General features: G+C 71.9%; 18 protein-coding genes. 10 read left to right on the top strand and 8 right to left on the bottom strand.

The features are described from left to right. Window positions 1–167: 167 nt before the first annotated feature. The 6 genes from KHP12_RS20555 to KHP12_RS20580 form a co-directional block, all read right to left on the bottom strand. Entirely contained in the window at window positions 168–1,922 is a 1,755-nt protein-coding gene (locus tag KHP12_RS20555) for an SEL1-like repeat protein (protein ID WP_244203452.1), read from the bottom strand. Between the two features lie 51 nt (window positions 1,923–1,973). Continuing rightward, window positions 1,974–2,948: an acyl-ACP desaturase gene (locus KHP12_RS20560; protein WP_210609277.1), complete on the bottom strand. Its 975-nt coding sequence runs from the start codon at window positions 2,946–2,948 to the stop codon at window positions 1,974–1,976. Between the two features lie 314 nt (window positions 2,949–3,262). Beyond that, on the bottom strand, window positions 3,263–3,505 hold the full coding sequence (locus tag KHP12_RS20565) for a hypothetical protein (protein ID WP_014060726.1): 243 nt from the start codon (window positions 3,503–3,505) through the stop codon (window positions 3,263–3,265). A 96-nt stretch (window positions 3,506–3,601) separates the two neighbouring features. Then, window positions 3,602–5,365: an alpha-L-fucosidase gene (locus KHP12_RS20570; protein ID WP_210609278.1), complete on the bottom strand. Its 1,764-nt coding sequence runs from the start codon at window positions 5,363–5,365 to the stop codon at window positions 3,602–3,604. A 622-nt stretch (window positions 5,366–5,987) separates the two neighbouring features. Continuing rightward, complete coding sequence (malQ, locus tag KHP12_RS20575) at window positions 5,988–8,111, bottom strand: 4-alpha-glucanotransferase (RefSeq protein ID WP_211833380.1); 2,124 nt, start codon at window positions 8,109–8,111, stop codon at window positions 5,988–5,990. Beyond that, window positions 8,111–8,401, bottom strand: a complete 291-nt coding sequence (locus KHP12_RS20580) for a hypothetical protein (RefSeq protein WP_086885257.1) — start codon at window positions 8,399–8,401, stop codon at window positions 8,111–8,113. Before KHP12_RS20580 ends, malQ begins: the two co-directional genes overlap by 1 nt. Before the next feature lie 413 nt (window positions 8,402–8,814). Here KHP12_RS20580 and KHP12_RS20585 point away from each other — a divergent pair, with 413 nt between their 5' ends. Beyond that, window positions 8,815–11,802 carry a glycoside hydrolase family 84 protein gene (locus KHP12_RS20585; protein WP_211834885.1) on the top strand — a complete coding sequence of 996 codons (2,988 nt, stop codon included), beginning with the start codon at window positions 8,815–8,817 and terminating at the stop codon, window positions 11,800–11,802. Window positions 11,803–12,063: 261 nt separating this feature from the next. On the opposite strand, the gene KHP12_RS20590 is transcribed toward KHP12_RS20585, so the two are convergent. Beyond that, complete coding sequence (locus KHP12_RS20590) at window positions 12,064–12,600, bottom strand: HNH endonuclease (RefSeq protein ID WP_037945869.1); 537 nt, start codon at window positions 12,598–12,600, stop codon at window positions 12,064–12,066. A 454-nt stretch (window positions 12,601–13,054) separates the two neighbouring features. Here KHP12_RS20590 and KHP12_RS20595 point away from each other — a divergent pair, with 454 nt between their 5' ends. Beyond that, window positions 13,055–14,155: a mechanosensitive ion channel family protein gene (locus tag KHP12_RS20595; protein WP_086885255.1), complete on the top strand. Its 1,101-nt coding sequence runs from the start codon at window positions 13,055–13,057 to the stop codon at window positions 14,153–14,155. 81 nt (window positions 14,156–14,236) lie between these two features. Here KHP12_RS20595 and KHP12_RS20600 read toward each other — a convergent pair whose 3' ends face one another. Continuing rightward, entirely contained in the window at window positions 14,237–16,162 is a 1,926-nt protein-coding gene (locus KHP12_RS20600; protein WP_208653222.1) for a S53 family peptidase, read from the bottom strand. 320 nt (window positions 16,163–16,482) lie between these two features. Between KHP12_RS20600 and KHP12_RS20605 the strand changes: the two genes are divergently transcribed. The 8 genes from KHP12_RS20605 (at window position 16,483) to KHP12_RS20640 (ending at window position 26,100) form a co-directional block, all read left to right on the top strand. Then, window positions 16,483–17,718 carry an ROK family transcriptional regulator gene (locus KHP12_RS20605; protein ID WP_086885253.1) on the top strand — a complete coding sequence of 412 codons (1,236 nt, stop codon included), beginning with the start codon at window positions 16,483–16,485 and terminating at the stop codon, window positions 17,716–17,718. Window positions 17,719–17,910: 192 nt separating this feature from the next. After that, window positions 17,911–19,239, top strand: a complete 1,329-nt coding sequence (locus KHP12_RS20610) for an ABC transporter substrate-binding protein (protein ID WP_086885252.1) — start codon at window positions 17,911–17,913, stop codon at window positions 19,237–19,239. An 11-nt stretch (window positions 19,240–19,250) separates the two neighbouring features. Beyond that, on the top strand, window positions 19,251–20,204 hold the full coding sequence (locus tag KHP12_RS20615) for a carbohydrate ABC transporter permease (protein ID WP_086885251.1): 954 nt from the start codon (window positions 19,251–19,253) through the stop codon (window positions 20,202–20,204). A 28-nt stretch (window positions 20,205–20,232) separates the two neighbouring features. Next, window positions 20,233–21,138: a carbohydrate ABC transporter permease gene (locus KHP12_RS20620; protein WP_210609282.1), complete on the top strand. Its 906-nt coding sequence runs from the start codon at window positions 20,233–20,235 to the stop codon at window positions 21,136–21,138. Continuing rightward, complete coding sequence (locus tag KHP12_RS20625; RefSeq protein ID WP_246643196.1) at window positions 21,135–22,397, top strand: 6-phospho-beta-glucosidase; 1,263 nt, start codon at window positions 21,135–21,137, stop codon at window positions 22,395–22,397. The genes KHP12_RS20620 and KHP12_RS20625 overlap by 4 nt, the downstream gene beginning before the upstream one ends. 77 nt (window positions 22,398–22,474) lie before the next feature. Beyond that, window positions 22,475–23,521: an N-acetylglucosamine kinase gene (locus KHP12_RS20630; protein ID WP_246643859.1), complete on the top strand. Its 1,047-nt coding sequence runs from the start codon at window positions 22,475–22,477 to the stop codon at window positions 23,519–23,521. Between the two features lie 132 nt (window positions 23,522–23,653). After that, window positions 23,654–25,063: a GlnX family signal transduction membrane protein gene (locus tag KHP12_RS20635; RefSeq protein ID WP_211833384.1), complete on the top strand. Its 1,410-nt coding sequence runs from the start codon at window positions 23,654–23,656 to the stop codon at window positions 25,061–25,063. Further along, entirely contained in the window at window positions 25,060–26,100 is a 1,041-nt protein-coding gene (locus KHP12_RS20640; protein ID WP_086882336.1) for a glutamate ABC transporter substrate-binding protein, read from the top strand. Before KHP12_RS20635 ends, KHP12_RS20640 begins: the two co-directional genes overlap by 4 nt. Window positions 26,101–26,247 lie beyond the last annotated feature (147 nt).

Here is a 26,247-nt window from a genome sequence, read left to right on the forward strand (position 1 = left end):
CCCGCCCACCGGGCGGCACCCGGGAGCGATGGCTCAGGTCGCACCGGTCTGACTTGGTCAACGTTTCGTTGCCGGGTACCGGCCGGTGGCCGGTTTGTGCCCACCCGTTCCTCCCCCAGCTACCGCTGGGAGGTGCCCCCTGGCGGAACGATTGCCCACAAACCGGTTCACCCAGGGTCTCGTAATGCTAGGCGGGCCATTTCGCCGTATTGGTGGAGGAGGTCCGGGTACGCCGACGCGGCAACCCGGAGCCAACGTTCCGCCTCCTCCGCACGCCCCAGCCCCCGCAACGCTTCCGCCAGCCAGTACGGCGCCTCCGCATGCTCCCCCTCACACGCCATCCTCAACAGCGGCTCCGCCTCCGCACACGCCCCCCGCCGCACCATGCTCCGCCCCGCGAGAAACGCGGGCGGAACGAGACCTCTGCGCGCGGCGCGGACATACCAGCGCTCGGCGTGCTGCGGATCCCCGCCGCGCTCCTCCGACGTCCAGCCCAGCCACCACGCGGCGCGCCCATGCCCCAGGTCGGCCGCCCGGCGGAACCAGATCTGGGCGGTGCGCCGGTCCCGGGCCTCGTCATAGATCCGGCCGATGTCATACGCCGCACCGGCGTCGCCCTCCGCCGCCGCGGGCTCGTAGTACGGCACCATCCGCAGCCCCTTGGCGCCGCCCCCTTCGTACAGCATCCGCCCGAGGGCGAGCAGGGCGCGCGGGGTGCCCGCCTTGCGGTACCACTCGGCGGCCTCCGGGAGCCGGTACAGCCGGTCCAGCGCGTCGGCGTACGCGAACCAGGCGTCCGGGCCGCCCTCCTCGGCGCGACCCCGCAGCCCGGGCAGCCGCTCCTCCCACTCGGCGGGCGGCATCCGCTCGGGGTCGGCCCGGATCGCGACGATGTCGCGAAGCGCCGCGGCGATCCGCTCCTCACTCGCGTCGAAGCCCTCGTCGAAGCCCTCGTCGAAGCTGTCCTCGACCCCGTCGACCCCCGCCGCCCGCAGCCACCGCTCCGCCTCCGCCAGCCGCCGCTGCCGCACACACAGCACCCCGAGGTTGAAGCAGGCCCACATATGGCCGCCGTCCGCCTCGTCGGCCGTGCGGTACCACTCCTCGGCGGTGCGCAGCTCGCCGTTCTCCTCCGCCCAGACGCCGAGGACGTACGCCGCGCCGTCGTAGCCCCGCTCATGGGCGCGTTCGACGAGGGCGCGGGCCTCGGTCCAGCGGCTGTCGTCGCGGGCGATGAAGAGGGCCTGGTCCACCAGCGCCTTGGCGCCGCCGACCGCGGCCGCACGGGCGTACAGCGCCTCGGCCTCCGCGACCATCCGGGGGTAGCGCTCGAACATCGCCCTGCGCTCCGGGTCGAGCAGTTCGCGCAGCGCCTCGTACGCCTCCTCGGGGTCGCCCTCGGCCTCCGCGAGGGCGAGGGCCGCGCGCCAGCCGTCCAGGTCCCTGAGCATGCTCTGGATGGCCCGGCGGCTGTGGGAGGCGACGTCGTCACCCTCGGCGGACGCCTCGGCCAGCCGCGCGAGCGCCGTGTCCCATTCGCCACGCGCGGCCAGCAGCACGGCGCCGTTGGTCTTGCACTCGACGCTGCCGAGCGCGGCCCCGTGCTCGTACCACCGCTCGGCGCCGGCCGTGTCACCGGCCTCCTGGAGCAGCCGGGCCAGACCGAACGCACAGCCGCCGTCGCGATCGGCGGCCGTGCGGTACCACCGCTCGGCCTCGGCGAACTCGCCGCGGTCCTTATGGCAGATCGCGAGCGTGCGCGAGGCTTCCGCGTCCCCGGCGTCGGCAGCCCTGGCCCACCAGGGCAGGGCCTCGTCCAAACGGCCCCGGCCGGTGAGGAGTTCGGCGTAGGCCCGGTACGCGCCCGGCTTACCGGCCGCCGCCGCGGCCCTCAGCCGGGCCGCGTCGGCTTCCGGATCCACCGCCGCATCTTGCGATGAATGTTCGACCATCACCCGATGGTGCCAGAGTGATCACGCCCGTTCGGCACGGGCCCTGCGACGGGCCAGCAGCGCCTCGCGCCGCTCGTCGAACTTGGTGGCCTGGTCGTCCAGTCCGCCCATGTAGAGCCCCAGTTCCTCCTGCGCCTTGAGCCCCTCAGGGCCCAGCCCGCCGATCTCCAGGACCTTCAGGAAGCGCAGCACCGGCTGGAGGACGTCGTCGTGGTGGATGCGCAGGTTGTAGATGCCGCCGATGGCGATCTGGGCGGCGGCGCGCTCGAAGCCGGGCATGCCGTGACCCGGCATCCGGAAGTTGACCACCACATCGCGGACGGCGCCCATGGTCTGGTCGGGGGCCAGCTCGAACGCCTTCCCGAGCAGGTTCCGGTAGAAGATCATGTGCAGGTTCTCATCGGTGGCGATGCGCGCCAGCATCCGGTCGCAGACCGGGTCGCCGGAGTGATGGCCGGTGTTGCGGTGCGAGATGCGGGTGGCCAGCTCCTGGAAGGCGACGTACGCCACGGTGTGCAGCATGCTGTGCTGGTTGTCCGATTCGAAGCCCTCGCACATGTGCTCCATGCGGAACCGCTCCAGCTGCACCGGGTCGACGGCGCGGCTGGTCAGCAGGTAGTCGCGCATCACGATGCCGTGGCGCCCCTCCTCCGCCGTCCAGCGGTGCACCCAGGTGCCCCAGGCGCCGTCCCGGCCGAAGAGGGTCGCGATCTCGTGGTGGTAGCTGGGGAGGTTGTCCTCGGTGAGGAGGTTGACCACGAGCGCTATCCGGCCGACCTGGCTGACCTTGGACTGGTCGGGCGCCCATGCCTCACCGTCCATGATCCCGTCGAAGTTCCGGCCGTCGCTCCACGGGACGTACTCGTGCGGCATCCACTCCTTGGCGACCTTCAGATGCCGGTTGAGCTCGGTCTCGACGACCTCTTCGAGTGCGTACAGGAGCTGGGTATCGCTCCAGACGGCCTGACCGTGGCGGTGGGTAGGGGCGAGTGTCACGGTGGGGGCTCCAGGGGACGGGGGCGACGGGCTATACCTACGGCCCCGTAGGTTACGCCACCGTAGGTTAAAGCGAAAATAAACAGGCCAGGGCGGGTGGATGGCACGCGGTGAACTCGGCGTGACACGCCCCCACTTGGCGATCCGGGCCGACGGGACGGGGCGCGGCGGGGCGCGGCGGGGACGAGGCGCGGCGGGGACGGGGCGCGGCGGGGACGGGGCCGGAAAGCGATTCGCCCCGCACACACAAAAGCGCCCCGGCCGGATGGCCGGGGCGCTCCGCAGCGGCGTGCGCGCTTCGTCGATGGATCGCGTCAGTCGGTCTGCTTACGGGACTTCCTGTCTCCCGCCATCACCAGACCCGCGATCACCAGGAACAGGATGATCGGAGCAGCGACATAGAGGCCCAGTGTCTCGGCGACACTCAGGCCCGGACCCGGGTCGTCACCGTCGTCGCGGGTGAGCGCGAACGCGGGGGACGACATCAGCAGCATCGCCGTCGTCGCGGCGATGACTGCACCGGCGCGCACGGCGTTCTTTTTGACCTTGTTGCTCACGGACTCAAGTTATCCGACGCCCCCCGGCGCCGCGTGCCCGGGGTGGCCTTAACACGGTGCTGTGATGACCATGACACAGCCCCCGGGATCGCCGGCTCAGCGGCGGCCCGCCTCGCTGAGGTGGACCGTGGGCGGCAGCAGCCGTGGCGCGGCGCGGGAGGCGAGGACGCGTATCCGCAGCCCGTCCGCGGTGACGGGCGCGGCAAGCGGAAGGATCCGCCGGGCCCCGATGGTCGTCCCGGACGCGATGTCCCGCCAGGTTCCCGCCACCCGGGCCTGCACGGTGAACTCCTCCACCCGCTGCCCCTGGCGGATGTCCTCGCCGAGCCGCACCCGGTCGAAGGTCACCGGATGGCCGGTCGTCGGCCGGGAGCCGGTGCCGTATGTCGTCCTTACGGCCTTGCCGAAGGCCGTAAGGGAGGCCATGTCGGCGTCGTCGATCCGGCCGTTCTTGGCGGGCCCCGCGTTGAGCAGCAGCGAGGCGTTGCGGCCCACGCTGCGCTCGTACAGCGACATCAGCTGGTCCGGGGTCTTGGGCCGCTCCGCGGGGTCATGGAACCAGCCGGGGCGGATCGAGACATCGGCCTCGGCCGGGTACCACTGGAGATAGCGCACGCCCGGCGCGGTCAGCTTCGCGCGCGAGCCGATGTCGGCGTCGGTGGAGTCATTGGGCAGCCCGCCGCCGATGACGGTCCACGGGTCGACCGCGGACGGGGTCACCGACCACTCGGTCTCCCGGGCGACGCCGTCCTCGTTGCCCACCCAGCGCACGCCCTGGGCGCCCTGGAAGATCACCGAATTCGGGGAGAGCGCGTGGATCAGCTCGAACCAGTTCCTGACGTTGTAGTGCTGGGTCACGCCCGCACCGCCCCAGGGGTTGGCGCCGTCCAGCCAGAACTCGTCGACGGGGCCGTACTGCGTCAGGATCTCGTAGATCTGGTTGAGGTAGTACGCGTCGTAGTCGTCGGCGGCGAAGCGGAAGCTGGGCAGCGCGCCGGAGGCGACCTTGTCCGCCCGGTCGTCACCGGGGACGAGGGTGGGGATGGTGCGCTCGGTGGGCTTGCTGCCGTTGCCGTAGCGGCCCTGACCGGCGGGCGCGCGGTCGCCGTCCTCCAGGGCCATCCGCTCGGGCAGTGACAGCTCCTCGCCGTTCTGCTGCTTCTCGCGGATCTTCTCGACCCACTGGGCGTGCCAGGCGTGCGGCAGCTCGGCGCCGTCCGCGGGCGAGAGATAGACGCCGACCTTGAGTCCCGCCTTACGGGCGGCCTTGACGTACGCGCCCAGGACATCGCCGTCGGGGTTCCGGCCGCCGGGGCCCTTCGTCCACCAGGGGCTGGCCTCGACATCGTGGTCGGTGTAGCGGCTCGGGTAGAGCACGAAGCCGTCGTGGTGCTTGGCGGTGAGCATGACCTGCTTGGCACCGGCGGCCTTGTACGCCCGCATCCACTGGTCCATGGCGAGCTCAGGCGGGTCGAAGAGCTTCTCGTCCTCGGCTCCGGAGCCCCACTGGCGGCCGGTCATGGTGTTCATGCCGAAGTGGGTGAAGGCGGTGATCTCGCGCTGCTGCCAGGCCCGTTGCCCGGGGGTGGGGACGGTGTGGGCGGCCTTGTCGACGATGCGGGCGGGGGTGTCGCAGTCCTCGACGATCTGCTGCGGGGCGGGGGTGATGGGCCCCTCGCATCCGGCCCGCGCGGCGGCCCGCCCGGGGGCCTGCGCGGCGGCCTCCGCGGGGGCGGGAGGGACGGCGGCGGCCGCGAGGGCGGCCAGGGCGAGGGCGCGGAGCGCGAGCAGCGCACGCCGCCGTCCACGGGTTCCGCGGGTGCCGCGGGTGCCGGGCGTTCCGTCCAGAGGTCGGGCCATGGTCCCCTCCAGGTCTCCGATCGGCATTGATCGGATCTCTATGGCGGTGTCCATGACAGCCTGCCAGAAGAGAGGCGTCCTGGGGAGACTGCGCACGGCAGAGGTCCCACCTATGGGGTGGGGCAGACACTACGAAACGTCCACGGCGCGGCAGGGGCTCCGCCCCCGCACCCCGGGGGTCTGGGGCGGAGCCCCGGTCCGGGGGCTGGGGCGGCAGAGCCCACTCCGGGGCCCGGGGCAAAGCGCCGCTCCGGGGCCCGGGGCGGAGCCCCTCTCCGAGATCTGGGCCAGAGCCCCGCTCCGGGATCTGGAGCGGCAGAGCCCTGCTCCGAGCCAGGGGGGCGGAGCCCCATTCCGGGGGCTGGGGCAAAGCCCCACTCCGGAGCCCGGGCCAGAGCCCCACTCCGGGGGCTGGGGCGGAGCCCCGTCCGGAGCCCGGGCCAGAGCCCCACTCCGGGGGCTGGGGGCGGAGCCCCGTCCGGGGCCCGGGGCAGAGCCCCGGTCCGGGGGCTGGGGCGGAGCCCCAGTTGTGGGAAGGGGCGGGGAGGGGGGAAGCATCGACATGCGGCTCCGCCGCGTGGTCCGCCGCAGGCGTCACGAACCGCCCGACACCCCGGAGCGGCTAGGAAGCGGGGGCACCGGAGGGACGAGGCGCCAGCAGGGCCACCTCGTCCATCAGCGCCCGCAGCCGCGGCGAGGCGACCAGCTCCTCCAGGGACATCGGGCGCCCCTCGGCATCGGCGATCGGCAGCCGCCAGTTGGGGTACTGATCCCAGGTGCCCGGCAGATTCTGCGGTCTGCGGTCCCCCACCGCGTCCGGCAGCCAGACGCCCACCATCTTCGCCGGGGTGCGCAGCAGAAAGCGGTGGACGGCCTTGACCGCCGCCTCCTCGTCGCCCGGCCCCTCCGGCAGCAGCCCGAGCCGCCCCAGCAGCCCCAGCCACTCGGCGACCTCGACCGCGTCCGCCGCCCGCTCCTCGGCGAGGGGGCGGCTCAGCAGGCCCAGCCGGTGGCGGAGCTCGACATGGTCGCCGGTGAGCCGGGCGGCCGTGCTCGGCAGATCGTGGGTCGTCACGGTGGCCAGGCAGTCCGCCCGCCACTCCTCCGGCGCCAGCGGCCGCGCGGCGCCCGCCCCGTCGTAGTTCCGCTCGAACCACATCACCGAGGTGCCCAGCACCCCACGCCGCTCCAGCTCCTCCCGCACACCGGGCTCGACCGTCCCCAGGTCCTCCCCTATGACGACCGCCCCGGCCCGGTGCGCCTCCAGGGCGAGCGCGCCGAGCATCGCCTCCGCGTCGTAGCGGACGTAACAGCCCTCGGTCGGCTCCCGCCCCTCCGGCACCCACCACAGCCGGAAGAGGCCCATCACATGGTCGATACGGAGCGCGCCCGCGTGCCGTAAGAGGCCCCTCAGCAGATCGCGGTAGGGGGCGTAGCCGGTGGCCGCGAGGGCGTCCGGGCGCCACGGCGGCAGGCCCCAGTCCTGGCCCCGGGAGTTGAAGGCGTCCGGGGGCGCCCCGATCGACATGCCGGAGGCGAAGACGTCCTGGAGCGCCCAGGCGTCGGCGCCCGAGGGATGGACCCCGACCGCCAGATCGTGGACGAGGCCGATGCCCATGCCCGCCTCGCGCGCGGCGCGCTGGGCGGCGGCCAGCTGGGTGTCGGTGAGCCAGGCCAGCCAGCAGTGGAAGTCGGTGCGGTCCAGGTGCTCGGCCCGCGCCCGGGCGGTGCCCGCCGAGCGCGGATCGGCCAGGCCGTCGGGCCAGGCGCGCCATTCGGGGCCGTGGGTCTCGGCGAGCGCGCACCACAGGGCGTGGTCCTCCAGGGCCTGGCCGCGCTCGGCGAGGAAGTCGCAGTAGGCGGCGCGGCGGCCGGGGCTGAGCGGAACCGTCCGCACCAGCTCCAGCGCCTCGCGCTTGAGGCCCCAGACGGCGTCCCGGTCGATGAGGGCGCCCTCGCGCAGGACGGCGGTACGGAGGGCGGCGGCGGCCTCCAGCAGCTGATCGGCCCGCTCACGGGCGCGGCCGCGCAGATGGGCGTATTCGGGCACGTCCTCGATCCGCAGATGGACCGGGTCGGGGAAGCGCCGCGAGGAGGGGCGGTACGGCGAGGGGTCGGTGGGCGCGGCCGGGGTGCCGGGCACGGCGGCGTGCAGCGGGTTGATCTGGACGAAGCCGGCGCCGAGCGCCCGCCCCGACCAGGCGGCCAGATCGGCCAGGTCACCGAGGTCGCCCATGCCCCAGGAGCGTGCGGAGAGCAGCGAGTAGAGCTGCACCAGGAAGCCGTGGCTGCGGACCGGGGACAGCGGCATCCGGTCGGGGGCCACGATGAGGGGGGCGGTGGCGCGGCGGCCGTCGGGGGCCTCGGCGAGCAGGGTGTGGGCGCCGGGCGGCAGCGCGGCGAGCGCGGTAAGGGGGCCATCGGCCGGTAAGGACCCGTCGGCCGCCCGCCCCCACGGGTGCGGTGCGTCGTCCTCGGGGCGCACCCGCAGCGCCGTGCCCTCGGGCAGGCTCAGCCGGGGCGCCTTGCCGGGGCGCAGCACCACACAGGGGGGCAGCAGCCGGTCGCGCCGCCGGGCGTCATGCCGGTCCAACGCTTCGCGTACGGATCGGGGGGTCGAGGCGTCCACGCCGAGCGCGGCGAGCACGGCGACCACGGTGTCCTCGGGCACCTGGACGGTGCGGCCCGGGGCGGGGTCGTAGGAGGTGGCGACACCGTGCAGCTCGGCGAGCCGCGCTCTGCCCATCAGTACTCCATCGGCTCGCAGCCCGCGCCCGCGCCGGAGAGGACGGCGGTCGGCTCACTCGTCAGGGGAAGTTCGGCGGCGAGCGGAGGCTCGCTGGTCAGGGGGATGTTGTCGGCGAGCGGAGGCTCACTGGTGAGGGGCGCCTCGGTGGCGCTTCCGGACCCGAAGCCGTCCAGGCCGCACAGTCCGCAGTCGGGGTCGGAGACCCCGTCGAAGGGATCCGGTTCGCTGGACGCCTCGGGGCCGGGTTTGGACAGGGCGGAAAGCAGGAGTTGAGCTGACGCGGCCACACGGACCTCCGTGGGGTTGTCGGCAGTGGGTCATCCCGAGCTCTACCCACTCCGAACGGGCGCAGACGTAAACGCCCCCCGGACGTGCTGTAGGTCACATCCCTTCTGGGCGGCGATTTCACTGCGTGAAGGGGTCGGGGGCACAGAGTTTACGAACAGGACCGCCCTTCATCCGTCAGACTTGCGCCGGGCGTGCCGCGCCCGGCGCGGGCCGCCCGTGGCCCGGCGCCAGGCGCCCGAGGCGCGGCGCACGCGGCAATGCCGACACTTCGGACGTTCGCGTTGACACCCTCACCGGCCTGGTGGTGGGCTCACGCCTATCGGCGCCATATTCACCGGGACCGGCTATCTGGATCGAGGAGAGGCCCGTGCAGTTCGGGGGGAAGAGGCCCAGGGCAGCGGGCGCGACGGCCATGGCCGCCGCGGTCATCGGGGGGCTGCTCGGCGGTGCCCCGGCGGCCACCGCGGCACCGGTGGACCACGGCGCCCCGGGCGCCACCACACCGCAGCGCGACAGCAGCGAGGGCATACCGCCCGTATGGCCGCGCCCCCAGTCGCTGCGGGCGCAGGGGCCGGAGGTGGCCCTGGGGGACGAGGCCACGCTCATAGCCGACGGCGACGCCGATCCGTACGCCCTGGACGCGCTGCGCGGCCTGCTGCACGACGCCGGGGTGCGCACCGTCAACGAGGCCACGCCCGGTGGCAAGGCCCCGGCGCGCGGGCTGGTGGTGCATGTCGGCGGTAAGGGCGCCACGAACGCGCTGCGCGCCCTGCGCGCGCCCGAGCGCGGCGACCTCCCCTCCGGCGGCTATCTCCTGGCCACGGGTCCGGTGGACGGGCACCCCACGGTCGCGCTGTCCGGCGTCGGTCCGGACGGGCTCTTCCACGCCGTCCAGACCCTGCGCCAGCTGCTGGTGAAGCGGGAGGGCCGGGGCTCGGCCTTCGCCGGGGTGACCATCCGCGACTGGCCCGCGACAGCCGTAAGGGGGACGACGGAGGGGTTCTACGGCTCCCCGTGGTCGCACCGCGACCGGCTGGCCCAGCTCGACTTCATGGGCCGCACCAAGCAGAACCGCTATCTCTACGCGCCCGGCGACGACGCCTACCGGCAGGCCCGCTGGCGCGACCCCTACCCCGCCGAGCGGCGCGAGGAGTTCCGCGAGCTGGCCGCCCGCGCCCGGGCCAACCATGTGACCCTCGGCTGGGCGGTCTCCCCCGGCCAGGAGATGTGCTTCTCCTCCTCGAAGGACCTCAAGGCGCTGCTGCGCAAGGTCGACGCCATGTGGGCGCTCGGGGTGCGCTCCTTCCAGCTCCAGTTCCAGGACGTCAGCTACAGCGAGTGGCACTGCGGCGCCGACGCCGATGAATTCGGCTCCGGCCCGGAGGCCGCCGCCACCGCGCAGGCCAAGGTGGCCGACGCCCTCGCCCGCCACCTGGCCGAGCGCTACCCCGGCTCGGCTCCGCTGTCCCTGATGCCGACCGAGTACTACCAGGACGGCGACACCGAGTTCCGGCGCGCGCTGTCCGGGGCGCTCGACCAGCGCGTGGAGGTCGCCTGGACCGGGGTCGGGGTGGTGCCCAGGACCATCACCGGCGGTGAGCTGGCCGGTGCCCGGTCGGCGTTCGGCCACCGCCTGGTGACCATGGACAACTACCCGGTCAACGACTGGGCGCAGGACCGGATCTTCCTCGGCCCGTACACCGGCCGCGACCCGGCGGTGGCCACCCAGTCCGCGGCGCTGCTGGCCAACGCCATGGAGCAGCCGACCGCCTCCCGGATCCCGCTGTTCACCGCCGCCGACTTCGCCTGGAACCCGCGCGGTTACCGCCCCCAGGAGTCCTGGCAGGCGGCCATCGACGACCTCGCCGGGCCCGACGCCAAGACCCGCGCCGCCCTGCGCGCCCTCGCCGGGAACGACGCCTCCTCGGTGCTCGGCGGCGACGAGTCCGCGTATCTGCGCCCGCTCATCGACGCGTTCTGGACGGCCCTGGGCGGCACGGACGTGGAGCGGCTGGAGCGCGCGGCCGACCGGCTGCGCGCGGCCTTCACGACGATGCGTGACGCCCCCGAGCGGCTCGCCCGCACGCTGGGCGACGATGTTCGGCCCTGGCTCGACCAGCTGAGCCGGTACGGCGACGCGGGGGTGCGGGCCGTGGACATGCTCACCGCCCAGGCGCGCGGCGACGGGGCGGCCGCCTGGAAGGCCCAGCTCGCGGTGGAGGCGCTGCGCGAGCGGATCGGGGACAGCCGGGTCACGGTCGGCAAGGGCGTCCTCGACCCCTTCCTCGCCAAGGCCCTGGTCCGGGCGGACGCCTGGTCGGGCGTGGACCGGACCCCGAAGCTGGGGCTGCGGACCGGCGAGGAGGACCGCGCGGCTGCCGACGGTAAGGCGGCCACCGAGGTGTCCTCGCCCGGCCGCCCGGTCACCGTGCGCTTCGGCCGCAGCCGTCCGCTCGCCTCCGTCTCCGCGCTCACCGCACGGGTCCAGGACGCCGCGCCGGGCACCGTCGAGGCGCATGTCCCCGGTGCGGGCTGGCGCCGCATCGGCGCCCTCTCCGGCAGCGGGTTCACCCAGGTCAGGGCGGCGGACGGGGACAAGAACCTGTCGGCGGACGCGATCCGGCTCAGCTGGCCGGAGGGCACCACCCCGCCGGCCGTGCACGAGATCACGCCCTGGTTCGGCGACACCCCGGACGCCGGGCTCACGCTGTCCCACGAGACGGCGGACGCGCAGATAGGCGGCGACGCGGCCGTGGTCGAGGCCCAGCTGGTCTCCCACCGCCCCGGCGATGTGAACGGCGACCTCACGGTGAAGGCGCCGCGCGGCATCACCGTCCGCGCCCCCGACGGGGTGACGGCCCCGCGCGGCGGTACGGCGACCGCCCGGCTGGAGATATCCGTGGCCAAGGGCACCAAGCCGGGCAGCTACTCCCTCCCGGTCCGCTTCGGGTCCGAGGAGCGCATGCTGACGTTGAGGGCGCATCCGCACACCGGCGGCCCGGACCTGGCCCGCGCGGAGGGCACGAAGGCGACCTCGTCCGGCGATGAGACCGCCGATTTCCCGGCGTCCGCCGCGATCGACGGCAAGGCGGACACCCGCTGGTCCTCCCCGGCCGAGGACGGCGCCTGGCTCCAGCTGGAGCTGGCCCACCCGGCCCGGATCGGCCGTCTGGAGCTGACCTGGCAGGACGCGTACGCCGCCCGCTACCGCGTCCAGGTCTCCAAGGACGGCCGCACCTGGCGCGACGCGGCGACGGTGACCCACGGGAAGGGCGGCCTGGAGTCGATCGGCATGGACGCCCCGGACACCCGGTTCATCCGCGTCCAGGGCGTCGAGCGCGCCACCCGCTTCGGCTACTCCCTCTGGTCGGTCGCCGCCTACGCGGTGCGGAAGGACTAGGCGCTCCGCTGGAAGTGCCCTGACCTGCCGTCGATCGTCCGCGGCGCCGTCGTAGCTGGTCGCGCCCACGCGGCGGAGCCGCATGTCGACACGGCCCCGCGCCCCTGCGGGGCGCCACCGAACCGCGGCCGCATTCCGCCGATCTGCTGAGGCGGCGCAGAAGGATTGGGTCCTGTCCGGCGGATCTTCACGGGTCCGTGAAGATCCGCCGGACAGGACCCAGGGGGCTCCCGCGAGCAGACACAGTAATGGCCCGGTCTCTCAGGCAGATTTGCCGTCGATCCGGGCCATGGCGTCTTCCGCGCCGAAGGCTTGCAGGTATGGCAGCCAGCGCGGGTCCCTATGGCCCGTGCCGATGATCCGCCACGCGAGCCCCGACGGCGGCGCGGGTTGATGGCGCAGCCGCCAGCCGATCTCGGCGACATGGCGGTCTGCCTTGACGTGATTGCAGCGACGGCACGCGGCGACCACGTTCTCCCAGGTGTGCTGCCCGCCACGGCTGCGCGGGATGACGTGATCGACGCTGGTTGCGACGCCACCGCAGTAGGCGCATCTGCCGCCGTCACGGGCGAACAGGGCGCGGCGGGTGAGCGGAACGGGGCCGCGAAAGGGCACCCGCACAAAGCGCTTCAGCCGGACGACGCTGGGTGCGGGGATCACACGGGTCGCGCTGTGCATCAGGGCGCCTGAGTCCTCGAGGCTGACGGCTTTGTCATTGAGGACGAGTATGAGCGCGCGGCGGAGCGGTACGACGCCGAGGGGCTCGTACGACGCGTTGAGGACCAGGACATGCGGCACGGGGGCCTCCTTGTACGCCGGCGGCGCGTGGCTCGCGCCGGGACGATCTCCCCCAGTTTCCCCTGAACCCTGGCCGGAACGCCACTATCACCGGGTTAACGGTTGAGAGGCATTTCCGCGTACCGCACGTATACCCTCCGTACGCGGTGGCGACACCGACCGCTTGACCACTGCCCTGTCGGCGTTCCGGCGACCTTGCGCACGAGGTGCGCGGGGAGCGGGATACCACCGCGAAGTGGCAAGAATCACGGCCCGCTCCGGCCGGTGCCGCCGCACGGTCCCCGGCCGGGGCAGAAGATGGAATTGCCGCCTCCGGAGCCGCTCACATGCGCCCCCTGGCCGCGCTCGCGCGCTCTCGAACACAGGAACGGCGCATCTCGCGCCCGGCTACTGTGTGAGAGGTTGCGCGCTCGGGCGATCCGTGCGGGCATGTCGCATACGAAGGGTTTCTGCTGTGTTCTGGTCCGCTGCTCAGGCCGCTGACTCGACGCCTCGTCCCACGACTCTCGACGATGCGCAGAAGAGCGCCACGAACGCCGCGGGTTGGGTGGAGGAGAACTGGTCCACCTGGCTCGGCATCGGGCTGCGCATAGCCCTGATCCTGATCATCGCCTTCGTGCTCCGCTCCGTCGTCCGGCGGGCGATCACCAAGCTGATAGAGCGCATGAACCGCACGGCCCAGGCCGTCGACGGCACCGCGCTCGGCGGGCTGCTGGTCAATGTGGAGCGACGGCGCCAGCGGTCCGCGGCGATCGGCTCGGTGCTGCGCTCCGTGGCCTCGTTCCTGATCATGGGCACCGCGGGGCTGATGATCCTCTCCGCGCTGGAGATCAATCTGGCGCCGCTGCTCGCCAGCGCCGGGGTCGCGGGTGTGGCGATCGGTTTCGGCGCCCGCAATCTGGTCACCGACTTCCTCTCCGGTGTCTTCATGATCCTCGAGGACCAGTACGGGGTCGGCGACACGGTCGACGCCGGGGTGGCCTCGGGCGAGGTGATCGAGGTCGGTCTGCGCGTCACCAAGCTGCGCGGGGACAACGGCGAGATCTGGTACGTGCGCAACGGCGAGGTCAAGCGGATCGGCAACCTCAGCCAGGGCTGGGCGACGGCCGCGCTCGATGTCCAGGTCCGGGCCGAGGAGGATCTGGAGCAGGTCCGGGCCGTGATCTCGCAGGTCGGTGTGGACATGGCCAAGGAGGAGCCGTGGAACGAGCGGCTCTGGGAGCCGATCGAGGTCCTGGGGCTCGACGCGGTCTATCTCGACTCGATGATCGTCCGGGTGTCGGCACGGACCATGCCCGGCAAGGCGCTCGGCGTCGAGCGGGAACTGCGCTGGCGGATCAAGAAGGCGCTGAACGAGGCGGGCATCCAGCTCGTGGGCCGGCCCCTGGATCCGGAGCTCCAGACCGACGCCATCGATCCGGGCGCCGGTGTGGCGGCGCCGTCGGCGCTGGCCAACCCGGACTCGCCGCAGTCGGCGGCGGCCAGCCCGCTCGCTCCCGGCGCCGGTCCGGCCGCCACCCCCTCCGCGACGGTGCCGCCGCCCACGCCGAAGTGAGTGCGGCGGACATGACGGGGCTCCCGCCCCGGAACGGAACGGGAGCCTCGTGCGAACCGTAAGGAGCTCGGCCCCGGGCGCTCAGCGGCGGTGGTGTCCGCCGAACGAGGTGAGGTAGCCGGCCGCGGGCGTGCCCACACCGGTCACGTCGTCATAGCCCACGACCGCGTGGAGCGAGCTGTCCCGGCCGAGGCTGCGCAGCGAGGTCACCAGCCCGTCGGTGTCGTCGTGGCTGTTGACGTAGTCGACCCGGACCACGCCCAGCGAGACACCGGCGCCCAGCGGGTGGTCGGTCACATCGTGGTACGAGGCGGTGCCGTACCGGTCGTACAGCGAGGGGTTGGCGAAGCCGATCGGCTGGCCGCCGCGCGCCTGCTGGGCGAGCGCCTGCACACCGGCGATCACGGGCGCGGCCAGCGAGGTGCCGCCGATGCGGTACTCGCCGTACTGGAGCGACCCGTCCGGGAAGGTCTGCGTCTGGCCCACCAGGAAGCCGGTGTTGGGGTCGGCCACGGCCGCGATGTCCGGGGTCACCCGCTGCTTGGCCGTGCCGCCGTTTGCCAGGGCGAGCGCGTCCGGCACCACACCGCGCTGGTAGAAGGGCTGGGCGACGGTCTTGCTGGTGCCGCCTCCGGCGCCGGAGGTGTACGCGCCGGGCAGCGCGCCCCAGTCGGTGCCGTCGGCCGAGAGGGTGGCCTTGGTGGTGCCCCAGCCGGTCTCCCACTGGTACTTCTCGCCCTTGCCGACGGCCAGGGAGGTGCCGCCGACCGCCGTCACCCACGCCGAGTTGGCCGGGGTGTCGACCTGCTTGGTGCCGGTGGACGCCACGTTGTCGCCGTTGTCACCGGAGGAGAAGTAGAAGCCGATGCCCTCGACCGCGCCCTGCTGGAAGATCTGGTCGTAGGCGGCGGCCACGTCCGGCGTCTCGTTGGCCTCCACATCGCCCCAGGAGTTGGAGACGATGTCGGCCAGCCGGTTGTCGACGACCTTGGCGAGCGAGTCGAGCAGATCGTCGTCGGTGCAGGAGGCTCCGCCCACGTAGACGATGTCGGCCGCGGGCGCCACCGCGTGCACCGCCTCGACGTCGAGGGTCTCCTCGCCGTACCAGCCGCCGGCGTCGCACTCCTCGGTGTACCGGTAGTCGGCCGGCAGCACCTGCGTCAACTGGCCCTTGCGGTAGCCCGGGTCGCCGTTGCGCTTGGCGTACTGGGCGGCGTCCGCGGCGATGGTGGGCGAGGCGAAGGCGTCGGTGATGGCCACGGTGACGCCCTTACCGGTGTTGCGGCTCTTGGCGCCGTAGGCGGCGCGCAGCTGCTTGCCGGTGTACCCCTTGATCGCGTACGGCTGCTTGGCGCCGTAGGCCGAGGGCAGGCTCCGGTCGGTCCGGGAACCGTAGGAGGAGGAGAACGGACCGGCGTTCTTGAAGACCGGTCCGGGGGGCGGGAGGGCCTCGTCGTGCTTGGCCCGCTTGGGGGCGTTGTCCAGGCCGACGACGGTCAGCACGGCGCCGTGGAGCGAGGCGGGCACGGTGGCCGCGTTCGACGGCGCCCGGTAGACCTTGCCGTCCTTGGTGTAGTTGTGCAACTGGGTGCCGAACGCCCGCTCGGCGGCGGAGACTTCGCCGGTTACCGACAGATAGTGCTGGTTGCCTCCGGTGACCTCGAGCCCGGCGTCCTTCAACCAGGCGGTCACGGTGTCCTTCTGCTGCCGTGTCGGTCCGAAACGTGCCTGGGTCTGCCGGGCCGACAGATGCTTGCCGTAGTCCGGCGAGGAGGGGTCCGACACCGCCTTGGCGTAGTCGGCCAGCCCCTTGGCGTCCCGGCCGGCCAGATAGACGCGCGCGCTGACCTTATTGCCGTCATCGGTCGCGCCGCGGTCCGAACGGGCCGTCGCCCAGGCGGGCTTGGTGCCGTTCAGGGTGTCACGGCCGTGCGGTGCGGAGTCGGCCTGGGCCGTGGGTATGCCGAGCGCCAGCGCACCGGCCACCAACGGCAGCGCCGCCGCCAGCCCCAGGGCCGTGCGTTTTCCGGAACGGGCCGTGCTCTGTCTGGAACGGGCCGTGCGCTCCCGGGAAGAAATAGATCTCACCTAGCCCCCTTGCGATTCGAGTCGTCGCATGACGGTGGGGGCTGACGATCACAGGCGCCCCACCGGAGGCCACTCTTATGGTGTCTTGTCCATGCCAGGTACATGGATGATCCATCTCTTCGCCAAGAACCCGCCAAGGAAAGCCCGCCTTTGACCCATTGACGCCGCCCCGGTCCGCCCCCTAGCTTGCTATTCATCAATAGGAAACTTTCTTAACAGAGTGAGACGGGGGCACCACCATGGCCGCATCACCCGGCAGCAATACCCAGGGCGGCACACCCGGGACCCCCCGCGTCCTCCGCGCCATGAACGACCGCGCCGCGCTGGAGCTGCTGTCCGCCCACGGACCGCTCACCCGGACCCGGCTCGGGGAGCTGACCGGTCTTTCCAAGCCCACCGCCTCCCAGCTGCTGACCCGCCTGGAGTCGGTCGGCCTGGTCCGCACCACCGGGAACGTCACCGGACGGCCGGGGCCCAACGCGCAGCTGTACGAGATCGATCCGGCCGCCGCCCATGTGGCCGCGCTCGCCGTGGACCAGGAGGGCATCACCGCCGCCGTCGCCGACATCACCGGCCAGGTCGTCGGTGAACACCGGGTGACGGCCCCGGCGACCGACGCGAGCGTGACCAACCGGACCGGGGAGCTGGTCGCCGAGGCGGTGGACGGGGCGCTGGCCGCCGCCGGGCTCGGCCGGGACGATCTGCATTCCACCGTGATCGGCACCCCCGGCGCGCTCGACCCGCGCACCGGGACGCTGCGCTACGCCCCGCACCTGCCCGGCTGGCAGTCCCGCACCCTGCGGGACGACCTGGCCGAGGTGCTGCACACACCGATCGTCATCGAGAACGACGTCAACCTCGCCGCCATCGCCGAACAGCACGACGGCACCGCCCAGGACTTCGACGACTTCGCGCTGGTCTGGGCCGACGAGGGGGTCGGCGCGGCCATCGTGCTCCACGGCACCCTGCTGCGGGGTGCCACCGGCGGGGCCGGGGAGATCGGCTACATGCCGCTGCCGGGCGCGCCGCTGGCCCGGGGCGGACCGGACGCCGCCGCCCGGCCGGACGGGGGCGGGGGGTTCCAGAAGCTGGTCGGCTCGCCCGCCGTCGTGGAGCTGGCCCGCGACCACGGGATCGACGCGCCCACGGCCACCAAGGCGCTCGCCGCCGCACTGCGCACCCCCGGCCCGGGTGACGAGGTGCTGACCGAGCTGGCCCGCCGGCTGGCCACCGGGCTGGCCTCCGTCGTCGCCGTGGTCGACCCGGAGCTGGTCGTCCTTTCGGGTGAGGTCGCGCAGGCCGGCGGGGACCGGCTGCGGCAGCTGGTCGAGGACGAGATGACCGGTCTCGCGCTGCCCCGGCCGCAGCTGCGGATCAGTGAGATCGAGGGGGATCCGATTCTCATCGGCGCGCTGCGGACGGCGGTCGCCGATGCCCGTCAGACCGTTTTCGACACCGCCCGGTTCGACGCCTGAGTCACCGGGCGCCGCTTCACCACCCCGTACGTCCCCTCTTCTCCTCTTCCTCTCTGTCCCCTCTTCCCCGCTGTCCGTTCTCCCTCCTGCCTGTTCTCCCCTCCGTCCGTTCTCCCCTCTGTCCGTTGTCCGGCGCCCCGCACCGCCGCTTCCCCTGCCGTCCCCCTGTACCGCAGTAAAGGAAGTCTCCCCATGGCACGAAAACTGGCCGCTCTCGCCGCAGCACTGAGCGCCGGCACCCTGCTCCTCACGGGCTGCGCCAATCCCAGTACCGGCAGCGCCAAAGACGATCCGACCAAACCCGTCACGCTGAAGTTCTGGCACGGCTGGTCGGAGGACAGCGAGGTCAAGGCGATCGACGCCAGCATCGCCCGGTTCGAGAAGCTCCACCCCAATATCAAGGTGAAGGCCACCGGGAATGTCACCGACGCCACCGTGAACCAGGCGCTGCGGGCGGGTGGCGGCGACGCCCCCGATGTCGTCTCCTCCTTCACCACCAACAATGTGGGGCAGTACTGCTCCTCCGGTATGTGGGTGGACCTCGATCCATTCATGAAGAAGACCGGTCTCGACAAGGCCAAGGTCTTTCCGAAAACGCTGCTGGACTACACGAGCTACCAGGGCGCCCAGTGCGCCCTCCCGCTGCTCGCCGACGCGTACGGCATGTACTACAACAAGGACGCCTTCGCCCAGGCGGGCATCAAGCGGCCGCCCCGCACCATGTCGGAGCTGCGGCGCGACGCCGTCAAGCTGACCAAGCGCACCAAGAGCGGCGGCTATGAGCGGGTGGGCTTCATGCCCAATTTCCGGCTCTACCAGAACAGCCCGGACCGGTTCCTCGCCCAGTGGGGCCCCTCGTACTTCGACAAGGACGGCAAGGCGCGGCTGGCGAAGGGCAAGGCGGCCAAGGAGTTCTACGCCACCACCGGGGAGCTGGTCCGGAGCCAGGGCGGCTATGGCCCGCTGGAGACGTTCCGTACCTCCTTCGGCGATGAGATGTCGTCGCAGAACGCCTTTCTCACCGGAAAGCTCGCGATGCACATGGACGGCGAATGGCGCGGGCTCTTCATGAAGGGCGCGAAGTTCAACTGGGGCACCGCCCCGCTGCCGGTGCCCGACGACCGGCCCGAGACCTATGGCCGGGGCTATCTCACCGGAACCGTGGTCGGCATCGCGCACAGCAGCACCCATCAGAACGCCGCGTGGGAGCTGGTGAAGTTCCTGACCGCCAACACCGATCAGGTGGTCGCCTTCGCCAACGCCATTCACAATGTGCCGTCCACCAAGGCGGCGCTCACCTCCCCGAAGCTGGACTCGGATCCCACCTTCCGGGCCTTCCTCGATATCGCACAGAACCGCTACAGCACCGCCCTGCCGCCCTCGATCAACGGCGGTCAGTACGTCGTTTCGCTACAGGACTTCTCCTACGGCGTCGAGGCGGGCAAGGTGCACGATCTGGACGCGGGGCTACGAAAACTCGATGACGAGATAGATGCCGACAATCTCCAGGCACAGAACTGACGGAGTGCGACATGGCCACCTTGACGAACGCCCCCGCCCTGCGCCGTAAGGCCCGGCGCGAGCGGCTGCGCACCCTCGGTTTTCTCTCCCCCTGGCTGGTCGGCTTCACCGTCTTCTTCGGCTATCCGCTCATCGCCACCGTCTACTTCTCCTTCATGCACTACAACCAGATCAAGGCGCCGACCTTCGTGGGGCTGCGCAACTGGCGTTATGTGCTGGAGCAGATGCCGCTGTTCGGTCCGGCGATGTGGAACACGCTGTGGCTGGTCGTGGTCATGGTGGCGCTGCGGGTCGTCTTCGGCCTGGGCATCGGACTTCTGGCCACCAAGGTGAAGTCCGGGGTGGGATTCTTCCGCACCGCCTTCTATCTGCCGTATCTCGCCCCTCCGGTGGCGGCCACCGTCGCCTTCGTCTTCCTTCTCAATCCCGGTACCGGCCCGGTGAACGACATTCTCGGGAGCATCGGGATCCACGCCCCGAACTGGTTCAACGACCCGGCCTGGGCCAAGCCGTCCCTCGTACTGCTCTCCCTGTGGGGCATCGGGGATCTCATGGTCATCTTCATGGCGGCCCTGCTGGACGTCCCCAAGGAGCAGTACGAGGCGGCCGACCTGGACGGCGCCGGGGCGTTCCACAAGTTCCGCTATGTGACCTGGCCGTCGATTACCCCGATCGTGATGTTCGCGGTCGTGACGGGCGTCGTCCAGACCATGCAGTACTACACCCAGGCGCTGGTCGCCGGAAAGCTCGCCTCCGGGGTCAGCATCGGGCCCGGCTCGGTCATCCAGCCCGGCTACCCCGACCACTCCACGCTCACCGTGCCGCAGCTCGTCTACTCGCTCGGCTTCCAGAACTTCAACACCGGAGCCGCCTGCGTGCTCTCGCTCGTGCTGTTCGCGATCGCGATGGCCGTGACAACGCTACTGATGCGCAAGCGTGCCGGACTGCTGTCGGCCGATGACTGAGCCGAGGACTGAAGAGGACCGATTCACCATGACCGCCACCACCGCCCTCTCGGCGCCGCCCGCGCCCGCGCGCCCCGCCGCCGGACGCTCCCCCGCCCCCGCCGCCCGCCGCCGCGCCGCGCTGCACTGGATCGCCGTGCACGCGGTCGCCATCGCCGCCGCGCTCTTCTTCATCCTGCCCTTCGTCTTCGTCTTCCTGACCTCGGTGATGAGCGACGACCAGGCGCTGAGCGGCGATCTGTGGCCCACCGAATGGAACTGGTCGAATTACGTCGAAGTCTTCAACACCCCGGGCTTCCTGGACTGGTGGCGCAATTCGCTGATGTACGCCGGGCTCGGCACCCTCTTCACCGTCTGTTCCTCCATTCCGGTGGCCTACGCCCTGGCCAAATTCCGCTTCCGCGGCCGCCGCACCGCCATGATCCTGGTCATCTCCACGATGATGCTGCCGCCGCAGGTGATCGTGATACCGATGTATCTGGTCTGGGCGCAGCAGCTCCATCTGTCGGGTTCGCTGTGGCCACTGATCATCCCGATGGCGTTCGGCGACGCGTACTCCATCTTCCTGCTGCGCCAGTTCCTGCTGACGATTCCCCGGGAGTACCTGGAGTCGGCGAAGGTGGACGGCAGCGGGGAATTCGGCACGCTGCTGCGCATCGTGATCCCGATGGCCAAGCCGGGGATCGCGGCCGTCGCGCTGTTCCAGTTCTTCTACTGCTGGAACGACTACTTCGGCCCGCAGATCTACGCCTCGCAGAATCCGGGTGCCTGGACGCTCAGTTACGGCCTGGAGAGCTTCAAGAGCGCGCACAGCGTCAACTGGAATCTGACGATGGCCGCGACCCTGCTCGTCATGGCCCCCGTCATCATCGTCTTCTTCTTCGCTCAGAAAGCCTTCGTCGAAGGCGTCACACTGACAGGAGTCAAGGGTTGAAGCTCGCAGTCGTGGGGGGTGGGTCCACCTACACCCCCGAACTCATCGACGGATTCGCCCGGTTGCGGGACGTGCTCCCGCTGGAGGAGCTCGTCCTGGTCGACCCGGCCGCCGACCGGCTGGAGCTGGTCGGCGGGCTGGCGCGCCGGATCTTCGCCAAGCAGGGCCACCCGGGCACCATCTCCTGGACCGACGACCTGGACGCGGGCGTGGACGGCGCGGACGCGGTCCTGCTCCAGCTGCGCGTCGGCGGCCAGGCCGCGCGGAACCAGGACGAGACCTGGCCGCTGGAGTGCGGCTGTGTCGGCCAGGAGACCACCGGCGCGGGCGGGCTGGCCAAGGCGCTGCGCACCGTCCCGGTGGTGCTGGACATCGCCGAGCGGGTGCGCCGCCGCAACCCCGACGCCTGGATCGTGGACTTCACCAACCCGGTCGGGATCGTGACCCGGGCGCTGCTCACGGCCGGGCACCGGGCGGTCGGCCTGTGCAATGTGGCCATCGGCTTCCAGCGGAAGTTCGCCAAGCTGCTGGGCGTGGACCCCGGCGAGGTGACGCTGGAGCACGTCGGCCTCAACCACCTCACCTGGGAGCGCGCGGTGCGCGTCGGCGGCACCGACGGCGAGGACGTCCTGCCCAAGCTGCTCGCGGAGCACGGCGAGGCGATCGCCGAGGACCTGCGGATGCCGCGCACGCTGGTGGGCCGGCTCGGCGTCGTCCCCTCCTACTATCTGCGCTACTACTACCAGCATGACGCGGTGGTACGGGAGCTGCGCAGCAAGCCGTCCCGGGCGGCGGAGGTCGCGGCGATCGAGCGGGAACTGCTGGAGATGTACGGCGATCCGGCGCTGGACGAGAAGCCCGAGCTGCTCGGCAAGCGCGGCGGGGCGTTCTACTCGGAGGCGGCGGTCGATCTGACCTCGTCCCTGCTGGGCGACACCGGCGAGGTGCGGATCGTCAATACGTTCAACGCGGGCACCCTGCCCTTCCTGCCGGACGACGCGGTGATCGAGGTCCCGGCGGCCGTCAATGCGCAGGGCGCGAAGCCACTGCCCGTGCGCCCCCTCGAGCCCCTGTTCGCCGGTCTGGTCGCGAATGTCACCGCGTACGAACACCTGGCGCTGGAGGCGGCGTTGAAGGGCGGCCGGGAGCGGGTCTTCCAGGCGCTGCTGTCCCACCCCCTCATCGGCCAGATCGAATACGCCGAGAAGCTGACCGACGACCTCATCGCGCACAACCGGGAGCATCTGGCGTGGGCCTGACCCAGTCCGTACCGACCCCCTCTCCTTCCCCTTCGTCCTCCTCCCCCTCGTCCGCCTCCCCGCCGGACGGGTCGGTCCTGGCGATCGACGCGGGCAACAGCAAGACGGATGTGGCACTCATCGGCCCGGACGGCTCCGTGCTCGGCGCGGCCCGCGGCGGCGGCTTCCGGCCGCCCGTCGTGGGCGCCGAGCAGGCCGTCGGCTCGCTCGCGCCCCTGGTGGAGGAGGCGGCGCGGCAGGCGGGCCGGGCCGGTCCGGCGGGCGCGGGGCATGTCTCGGCCTGTCTGGCCAACGTCGATCTGCCCAGCGAGGAGGAGGAGTTGACGGGCGTCCTGGCCGAGCGCGGCTGGGGCGCCACCGTCACGGTCGCCAATGACACCTTCGCCCTGCTGCGGGCCGGGGTCGGGGACGACGGCGAGCCGACCGGCGTCTCCGTGGTCTGCGGCGCGGGCATCAACTGCGCCGGGATCGGTCACGGCGGCCGGGTGGCCCGCTTCCCCGCCATCGGCCGGATCTCCGGCGACTGGGGCGGCGGGGGCTATCTCTCGGAGGAGGCGCTGTGGTGGGCGGCGCGCGCGGAGGACGGCCGCGGCGAGCCGACCGAGCTGGCCCGCGCCCTGCCCGCGCACTTCGGCCTCACCACCATGTACGAGCTGATCGAGGCGCTGCATCTGGGCCGTCTGGAGCCGGGGCGGCGGCATGAGCTGACGCCGGTGCTGTTCGCGGTGGCCGGGGCCGGCGACGAGATCGCGCGGGCGGTCGTCGAACGCCAGGCGGAGGAAGTGGTGACCATGGCCGTGGTCGCCCTCGGCCGGCTCGATCTGCTGGGCGAGGAGACCCCTGTGGTGCTGGGCGGCGGGGTGCTCGCGGCCCGCCATCCGCTGCTGGACGACCGGATCCGCGAACTGCTCGCGGAGCGCGCCCCGAAGGCCGAGCCGCGGGTGGTCACCGCACCGCCGGTGCTCGGCGCCGCGCTGCTGGGCCTGGACCGCACCGGCGCGCCGGAATCGGCGTACGCCCGGCTGCGCGCGCACTACGCCCCGGCCGGTGACACCGCCCCGGCCGACGACGCCGCCGCAGCTGACGACACGGAAAGTGGAACCGAAAGTCCTTCCGAAGCGTAATGAAAAGGGGAGGGAAGATCGCGATCCGAACAAGATCCAGGCTCGACCGGTGACCTCTCCTGGCGCCGCGGTCCATACTGCTGCGACACCGACCGCGACACCATCCAGGAATCGGGCCAAGGGGGAGGTCTTGTGTCATACCCGCCGACCACCGGCAGAGCCGCACCGCCGCCCGCGCCCGCGGCCCCGCCGCGGACCGCGTGGGCCGAGGGGCTCGACCGGGCGCGGGCGGCGGCGACGACCGAGCCCGGCCGGCTGCGCGTCATCGGGGCGGTGCTGGCCGCGCTGGTGATCGCGTTCGGCGCGGTCACGGCCTGGCAGGTCTCCGACCGGCAGACCGCGGCGGACGCCGTGGCCGAGCGCAGCCAGCCGCTGAGCGCCGACGCGGCGCAGATCTACCGCTCCCTTGCCGACGCGGACACCACCGCCACCGGAGGCTTCCTGGCGGGCGGCCAGGAGCCTCCCCAGGTCCGGCAGCGGTTCGTGCGGGACATCGACACCGCGTCCAAGCTGCTGGTGCGGGCCGCGGCCAATACGGAGGGCTCGTCCTCCGCCCGCGACGAGATACAGAAGATCAATCAGATGCTGCCGGTCTACACCGGTCTGGTCGACTCCGCGCGCGCCAACAACCGCCAGGGGCTGCCGCTGGGCGGCGCGTATCTGCGCTATGCCAACGACACCATGCGCGACAAGCTGCTGCCCGCCGCGGGCAGGCTCTACCAGGCGGAGACCGCCCGCCTCGGGGAGGACTACGAGGACGCCGAGGCATGGCCGTGGGTGGCGATCGCCACCGGTCTGGTCGCCCTGGGCGCGCTGGGCTGGGCCCAGCGCCGCGAGTTCCTGCGGACCAACCGGGTGCTCAGCCGCGGTCTGCTCACCGCCACGGCCGCCTCCACGGTGGTGATGCTGTGGCTGGTGGTCGGCCACGCGGTCGCCAGCACCCAGCTCAGCGACTCCAACGACCACGGGGCGAAGTCCCTCCAGGTGCTCAACGAGGCGCGGATCGACTCCCTGCGGGCCCGCGCCGACGAGAACCTGACCCTCGTGGCGCGCGGCGCGGTCGTCGTGGACGAGGACGGTGCCAACAAGGGCAAGGACGCCTACGAGGTCAGCTATGGGGCGCGGATGTCCGCGCTCGTGGGCAAGGCGTCCGGCGACCGCCCCTCGGACGGAAGCCTGCTGGACAAGGCGCGCGCCCTCGCCAACGACGACGAGGGCCGCGAACCGGTGGAGAAGGCCGGCGGCCGGATCCACGAGTGGCAGGTGCGGCACAAGGCCGCCCGCGCCGCCGACGACGGGGGCGACTACAAGACGGCGCTGACGAAGGTCATAGGCGCCGACGACAGCACCGGCGAGTCCTTCGACGCGGTGGACAGCCAGCTGGCCAAGGCCCTCGACCATGAGCAGCGGGAGTTCCAGCAGGCCGCCGACGACGGACGCGGCGCGTTCACCGCCATGGCGCTGGGCGCCGGGGTGCTGGCCGTGCTGGGAGCCGCGGGAGCGGTGCTGGGCATAGGCCGCAGACTGTCGGAGTACCGATGAGGACGATGGGGGGCGGAAGCATGCGATCGCTGCGATCGGCCGCCGCGGTGACGGTATGCGCCCTGGGCGTGGCCACGGCCATCGCGGTCCCGGCGATGATGGACGACGGCGGGGACGGCGGCGGCAAGGGCGGTGCGCGGCAGCCGCATACGGTGCGGACCGGCGCCGAGGCCGCGTCGGCGGACAGCTGCCGCGATCCCGAGGCGAGCCTGCGCCCGTCCAGTGCGAGCGGTCCGGCCATCAAGCGGATCAAGAACCGTGAGGTCAACGGGCACAAGCTCAACAAGCTGATCGCGGGCGTCGACCAGAACAGCTACCGCTGGGGATACCGCGATCCGGCCACCGGCGACCTCACCGGCTTCGACATCGACCTGGTGCGCGCCATCGCCGACGACATCTTCGGCGATCCGGACGCGGTCATCTTCCGCACCATACCCACCAGTCAGCGCATCAAGGCCCTCCAGCAGGGCAAGGTCGACGTGGTGGTGCGCACCATGACCATCAACTGCGACCGGATCAAGGACGTGGCGTTCTCCACCGCGTACTTCCAGGCCGGGCAGCAGGTGCTGGTCCCCGACGACTCGTCCATCACCGGCTACAACAAGACCCTGCGCGGCAAGAAGGTCTGCACCGCGCAGGGTTCCACCGCCGAGGCCGAGCTGGACAAGCCGGACACCGGGGCCGAGCATCTGGGCGCGATCAAGGTGAAGCCCGTCCCCAACCAGCTGGACTGCCTGGTCAGACTTCAGCTCGGCCAGGTGGACGCGGTGATCACCGACAACGCGCTGGCGGCCGGCCAGGCGGCCCAGGACCCCTCCGTCAAGCTGGTCGGCTCGCGATTCACCGATGAGTTCTACGGCGTGGCGATGAACAAGGACGACGACGACCTGGTACGCCGGGTCAACAAGGTTCTGGAGAACTACCGCCAGGGCGGGGCGGGCAGCCCTTGGATGCAGGCCTACCAGAAGTGGCTCGCCAAGGACTTCAGCACGACGCAGGAGAACCCGACGCCGCCCACCCCCGAATACAAGGACTAGCGCGGACAAGGACCAGCAAGGACGAGGGCCGGCGCGCACGAGCACGACGGACCCGGACACATCGGGCAAGAGCAAGGATCACGGACCGGCAAGGATTAGCACCCGCCCCACACGCGTAGGGATGACGCAGCAGACAGATCACATAAC

Source organism: Streptomyces asiaticus, assembly GCF_018138715.1.
Taxonomy (GTDB): Bacteria; Actinomycetota; Actinomycetes; order Streptomycetales; family Streptomycetaceae; genus Streptomyces; species Streptomyces asiaticus.

Coding starts and splice junctions, on each gene's coding strand:
- KHP12_RS20570 (WP_210609278.1), bottom strand. CDS start 5,365: ATGGCCCGACCTCTGGACGGAACGCCCGGCACCCGCGGCACCCGCGGA.
- malQ (WP_211833380.1), bottom strand. CDS start 8,111: ATGGGCAGAGCGCGGCTCGCCGAGCTGCACGGTGTCGCCACCTCCTAC.
- KHP12_RS20585 (WP_211834885.1), top strand. CDS start 8,815: ATGGCCGCCGCGGTCATCGGGGGGCTGCTCGGCGGTGCCCCGGCGGCC.
- KHP12_RS20605 (WP_086885253.1), top strand. CDS start 16,483: ATGGCCGCATCACCCGGCAGCAATACCCAGGGCGGCACACCCGGGACC.
- KHP12_RS20610 (WP_086885252.1), top strand. CDS start 17,911: ATGGCACGAAAACTGGCCGCTCTCGCCGCAGCACTGAGCGCCGGCACC.
- KHP12_RS20615 (WP_086885251.1), top strand. CDS start 19,251: ATGGCCACCTTGACGAACGCCCCCGCCCTGCGCCGTAAGGCCCGGCGC.
- KHP12_RS20620 (WP_210609282.1), top strand. CDS start 20,233: ATGACCGCCACCACCGCCCTCTCGGCGCCGCCCGCGCCCGCGCGCCCC.
- KHP12_RS20640 (WP_086882336.1), top strand. CDS start 25,060: ATGAGGACGATGGGGGGCGGAAGCATGCGATCGCTGCGATCGGCCGCC.